This window comes from Mycobacterium intermedium, assembly GCF_002086275.1.
Classification (GTDB): Bacteria; Actinomycetota; Actinomycetes; order Mycobacteriales; family Mycobacteriaceae; genus Mycobacterium; species Mycobacterium intermedium.
In genome coordinates, this window is sequence record NZ_MVHT01000164.1 from 1 (window position 1) to 5,818 (window position 5,818).

3 protein-coding genes and 1 pseudogene are annotated in these 5,818 nt (G+C 61.2%); 3 read left to right on the forward strand and 1 reads right to left on the reverse strand.

Annotated elements, in window-relative coordinates:
* Positions 1-61 precede the first annotated feature (61 nt).
* The gene (locus BST27_RS29440) at positions 62-1,807 is read right to left on the reverse strand and encodes a fatty acyl-AMP ligase (protein ID WP_069422559.1); all 1,746 of its coding nucleotides are present in this window, start codon (positions 1,805-1,807) and stop codon (positions 62-64) included.
* 597 nt (positions 1,808-2,404) lie between these two features.
* On the opposite strand from BST27_RS29440, the gene BST27_RS32795 reads away from it, so the two are divergent.
* The 3 genes and pseudogenes from BST27_RS32795 to BST27_RS29455 all read left to right on the forward strand — a co-directional run.
* The gene (locus tag BST27_RS32795; protein ID WP_156789329.1) at positions 2,405-2,551 is read left to right on the forward strand and encodes a hypothetical protein; all 147 of its coding nucleotides are present in this window, start codon (positions 2,405-2,407) and stop codon (positions 2,549-2,551) included.
* Between the two features lie 202 nt (positions 2,552-2,753).
* Positions 2,754-5,123, forward strand: coding sequence for a PPE family protein (locus BST27_RS29450; RefSeq protein ID WP_069422558.1), 2,370 nt, complete (start codon positions 2,754-2,756; stop codon positions 5,121-5,123).
* Between the two features lie 38 nt (positions 5,124-5,161).
* Positions 5,162-5,755, forward strand: a pseudogene (locus BST27_RS29455) (PE family protein); the annotation flags it as partial.
* Between the last annotated feature and the right edge of the window lie 63 nt (positions 5,756-5,818).

Sequence of the window (5,818 nt, forward strand, 5' to 3'; positions counted from 1 at the left end):
GCCCGCCCTTCTCGGCGGAGCCACACGGGTGGGGAATTTCGATGAGCGTCAGTGGGGAATTTCAGTGAGCGCGATCAAGGCTGCCGTCGAGCCAGCGGGCGCGGCACTGGAACCGTTGCACTTTGCCGCTGGTCGTCTTGCTCACGCTGCCGGGCGGCCCCACTACCACCACCGAGCAGCGCAGCCGGTGGTCTTCCAGTACGACCGCCCGCGCCGCTTCAACCACACCCGACAACACATCGTCTGGGGCATCAGCGCTGACTTCCACCAGCACCGCTAGCCCTTCGCTACCGCCCTCCTCTATGGCAAACGCCGCGATCCCGCCCGGCCTGATTGCGGGATGGCAATTCCGAAGGCTTTCTTCAATATCTTGCGGATAGATATTGCGGCCCGCCAAAGTCAGCACGTCTTTCATACGACCACACACATACAGCTCACCATCGTGCACAAAGCCCAGGTCCCCGGTTCGCAGGTAGCCACTGCTGCCAGCCACACCAGCCAAGCGAGCCGCGAAGGCGGCCCGGGTGGCCTCCGGTTTGCCCCAATAACCCGCGGCCTTGCTCGGCGAGTCCACCCAGATCTCGCCGACCCGGCCCTCGTCCAGCGGCGCGCAGCTCTCCGGGTCCACAATGCGCACGTCGACGTCGTCGGTCAACGCACCGCAGCCCCTGAAGACCTTTGACGCGGGCCCGTCGTAAGGAACCGCTATCCCTTGCGCTTCGAGCTTATGCGTGTCCACTCGTAACGTGGAGCGCCCGAACAGGGTTACTCCGACAGTATGTTCGGCCAGTCCGTAGGCGGGGCAGAAAGCCTCGGGACGCAGACCGGCGACGCTGAACGCCTCCAAAAAGGTGCGAATGGTGTCCTCACGGACCGGTTCTGCCGCACTCATCACCATCGACAGCGAACTCAGGTCCCATTGCGCACGCTGTTCGGCGGTGGTCTTCCGCACCGCCAGTTCGTAACCGAAATTCGGGGAGACCGTGTGCGTGGCGCGCACGCGGTGCATGACCTCGAACCACAGCGCAGGCCGCCGGACAAAACTCAATGGCGACATCAAGGTGAGCTCGAAATTGCCCGCCAACGCGTTCAGGATGGCGCCGATAAGCCCGAAGTCGTGATACGCGGGCACCCAGAAAACTCCCCGCATATTCAGCCCAAGTCCGAGGTGCCGGCGCTCGAATTCTTGCTGATGCTCCAAGTTGCCGTAAGTGATGACGACGCCTTTGGGGGCGGAGGTGGTGCCCGACGTGTACTGCAAGATGGCGGGAGTGTCGTGACTTGGGGCCCAGCCTGAAGCCGCATCGAAGGACGAGCCGAATCCGCGCGTCCGGCGGTTCATGATGCCAGGCGAGGTGGCGTGCCAGTTTAGGTTTGCGGGCCAGACAACGGTGCGTCCGGTCATCAAAGACTTGGCCGCACCGAGGCGTCGGGCGTTGGCATACTGCCGATTGGTCAGCACCGCTTTTGCATTGCAATCAGCCGCGATCCGCTGCAGAGGCTCAATCGACTTTTGCGGATTGACCGGGTTCGGCGGATACACGGGAACCGCCAGTACCCCCGCGGCCATACAACCAAGGAGGGCACGAACGAAGTCCAGACCGGGTGGGTACACCAAGAGTGCGTGATCGCCTGGTACCAGACCGCAACGCTGCGTGAGCAACCCAGCCGCTGCATTCATTTCGGTCACCACATCAGCACGACTCATCGACTCAGTGACGCGACCTCGATCATCGACAAAGGTGATGGCGGGGGAATCAGGAATCTGCACCCCAAGTTCTCGAATCCGGTCCAACATCAGCGACATTGGCAGTGAGCCTCCAATCCCTGTAGGTGATCTCTGCTAGGCGTGAAATGAGGGGTCGGGTCGCCGCCGACACCGACAATTCATTGCCGAGCCCTTAAGTGAGCCCTTTGGTGCGCACCTCGTTGTGTGTGACTACAGACCTGAATGGAGGGCGGCGAGGCCACTTCCGCACAGAGAGCAACCTGGAGCCCTGCCTGACGCTTAGCCGCCGTGCGCGCGGTGGCACGACCTTGCAACCGTGTACGAGATTGACAACTATTCGTCGTCTTATTGACGGATAGTCAATATACCTGAGGGCGGAAACACACACAAGACTCGGCCTGGCCCCCCTCGAGGGGATGCAGCACCGGGTTACTTGCGAGCCCGACGGAGCCGGCGTCTTCCCCTCAATTGGTCGCGTTTTCAAGTCGGGACAGCTCCGAGGAGTCCAGTCGGCGTCTCGACAGGAAGATGGCGACAATATCTGTGCGCCTGCAGATTCCGCGCTTTGTTAGGAGCCGTTCGTGGGGCCATCCGACCAGATCGGCACCGAGGTTCCTGAGGACGGCGACGAAAGTACGCATCCAAGCGAGGGTTTCATCGCGGTGTCCGAACACCGTGCGGCACCTCATCCGCCAATTCCTCAATGGCACCGCCGAATTGGCGCCCGCCCCGTTGGGTATCGGACTGGCCATCGAGCTAGCGCAGCAGCTCTTGACCGGCCCCTCCTACCAAACTCTTGTGCGCGGTGCCACCCTCGGGTAGATTAACTATCTGTCATCGTGGTGACTAATAATCGTCACCACGGCGATAGTGGCGTAAGGCGAGAACGCGGTCGAGCCAAACTTCGGTTGCCGTTTGAGCGGGAGTGGGCTCGATGCCCCGCATTAGGTCTGTAGTCACACACGACGAGGTGTGTGTGTAACGGGGGATGCCTTCATCCCGCCCGCTGCAAGGAGTGAATCCCATGAATTTCCAGGTGCTCCCACCCGAGATCACCTCCCTGCAGATTTTCGGTGGCGCGGGGTCGGGACCGATGTTGGCGGCAGCGGAGGGCTGGCAAGGACTGGCCGCGGAGTTGAACGCGGCGGTGACGTCGTTCGAATCGCTGACTACTGAGCTGGCGAGCGGGGCGTGGCAGGGCGCGGCCTCGGCGGCGATGACGGCTGCGGCGACCCCATACCTAGGGTGGCTGAGCGCGGCCAGCGCGCACGCTGAGACGGCGGCCGGCCTTGCTCAGGCGGCTGCGGCGGCGTTTGAAGCCGCGCAAGCGGCGACGGTGTATCCAGCGGCGATCGCGGCCAACCGCACCCAACTGGTCGCTTTGGTGAACTCAAACCTGTTGGGGCTCAACACGCCAGCCATTTTCGCCGCCGAAGCCGAATACGAGATGATGTGGGCCCAAGACATTGCCGCGATGGTGGGCTATCACGGCGAGACTTCTGCGATCGCCGCGGCGTTGACGCCAATCGTCCAACCGTTGACGAAGCTTGCAAACCTGCCGACTCAGGCCGCCGCGGCCATGTCCGCCACGTTGACCGGACCCCCACCCGCCGCCGTCGAGATACCCACAATATCCCTTCCGCCCTTTAATATTCCCCCGCTAGGGTTGCCGACTTTAAATCTTCCGAGTTTGGGAATCAGCAACTTCAGCCTGCCCGAACTCAACATTCCCCAGATATCTCTAGGTAGTTTCAGTCTACCGCCCACAAGCATATCGCTATCGATGCAAAGTCTGACCATACCGTCGTTCACCTTCCCCGCCATTTCCCTACCGAGCATAACTATCGGCGGATTTAGCACCCCGCAACTCGCAACGGCACCATTCGTACTGCCTTCAGTACAATTTCCAGCTAGTGGATTCTATTTTCCATCCGGCGGGGATTTGGCCTTCGCCAATAAGAATATATTAACCAATGGTGGAACAACTTCTCTCAATTATGTCTCCATAATGATCGGCCCCGTGCCGAAGGTCTTGTTCAGCATGCCTGACCCTATTGGCGTTAGTCTTGACTTGAAGCTGCCCCAATATATCCCCGTTAACTTCGCCCTTCGTGTATCGATGCCGAGCAACACCCCCGGCATATACATCGGCGATTTCGACCTCGTGACGAAACAGTTCGAGCCGGGTGCCGCCGGTTTCGTCCTGCCGCCTATCGAAATCACCGGGTTCACCACCCCGAGTATCTCCATTCCCGCTTGGCAAACCCCCGAAATCACCCTCACCAACCCCGGCGCAACGATCGACATCGGGCCGATCGGCGTTAACGGGGTGTCCCTTGGCCCGCTGATCGTTCCCCCCATCAATATTGGGCAATTCGAAATACCCAACATCGCTATCGGCGCCATCGACCTCGCCGGGTTCACCACTCCCCCGCTCACCGTGACCGGCGGTTCTATCGGCTCCGACTTCTTCAATCTCATCCCGAAGATCGGTGTCGAGTGGCCAAATCCACTCTCGGGCCTCGTGAACCCCGGGCCAGAGGGCCCCACCCTAGGGCCGATCACCACGCCGGCTATTAGCGTCAGCGTCGACTCGCCCCAGATAACGATCCCCCAGATCTCGTTCCCCCCGTTCAACCTAAACGCTGTAACTGTTCCACCGGTTAATCTGTCGCCATTCAGCCTGGGTTCGATTAGCGTACCTAATATTCAAGTAAACGCGATCAACGTCGGCGCAATTGACATACCAAGTATCAGCATAAAGCCCCAATTACCAAATATTAGCATCGGCACCTTCACGGCGCCCGCCATCACCGTCGGCAACTTTAACTTACCTGCGATCAGGATCCCGGAAATAACAACGCCGGAAATAACACTCTTCAACCCACATGCAACTTCTACCGTTGCTTTGGGCATGCGGATTGACTCGGTTGCCTTCGTTGGCCTAGGTAATTCACTGATTTCACTTAACCCCAACCCATTCGAGACATCGGTGAACATCGCGATTCCCCCAACTCAAATTCCGCCCCTCACATTAATAAACGGCAGGAGCTTTGACAGGGCGTTTAGCCTGGTGATAGACAACGTAGCGCTCGGCGCCTTTACCCTGCCTCAACTCACGATTAACCAGTTCAATCTCGCGCTGCCCGCCGGCCCGCAGCTGAATCTGTCCGACCTCGGCATCGGCAACATCTCTCTTAGTAGCCTCAGCCTCCCCCAAATCACCGTTCCACCGATCGGAATCGGACCGCTCACCGGTACCACTTTGCCCCAGATCGACCTCGACGGCATTCAGGTTGGCGGCTTCAGCACCCCCCCGATCGTCCTTCCCCCCATCAAATTCACTCAGACCATCTTGCCGAGCTTCACCCTGCTGCCAGCCATATCGCTGTAGCACGCGCCCAGTACTGACTATTCGGAGATAGGCACTCAATGTCATTTGTGATCGCCACACCCGAGCTGCTGACATCAGCCGCCGCTAGCTTGAACTCCCTGGGGTCCTCGCTGAGCACCGCCCACACGGCGGCGGCATCGGTAACCACCAGCATAGTGGCCGCGGCCCAGGACGAAGTGTCGGTGGCCATCGCGACGCTGCTCGGTCAGCATGCGAAGGCGTACCAGGCGGCGGCCACGCAGGCCGCGCTGATTCACGACGCATTTGCACGGCGCCTGTCGGCGGCGAGCGGTGCATACGCGGCGGCGGAGGCGGCTAATGTTTCGCCGTTGCAAGCCTTTGAGCAAAGCGCCCTGGCTGCAATCAACGGGCCTGCCGAGGCGATGGTGGGGCGTCCGCTGATCGGCGATGGGGCCAACGCGACCACCCCGGGCGGCAATGGCGGTGCGGGCGGGTTGTTGATCGGCAACGGTGGCAATGGCGCGGCGGGAGCGCCCGGCATGCCGGGCGGCGACGGCGGGCCTGCCGGGTTGTTCGGCAACGGAGGGGCCGGTGGGGCCGGCGGCGCCGGTGGCGGCAGAGGAGGCAACGGAGGGCCTGCCGGCTGGTTCGGCAACGGAGGGGCCGGTGGCTAGCACGGACGTTGCGCCCCAACGCTTGAGACGGGTCGCAATTGCGTGCACGGTGGGCACCAC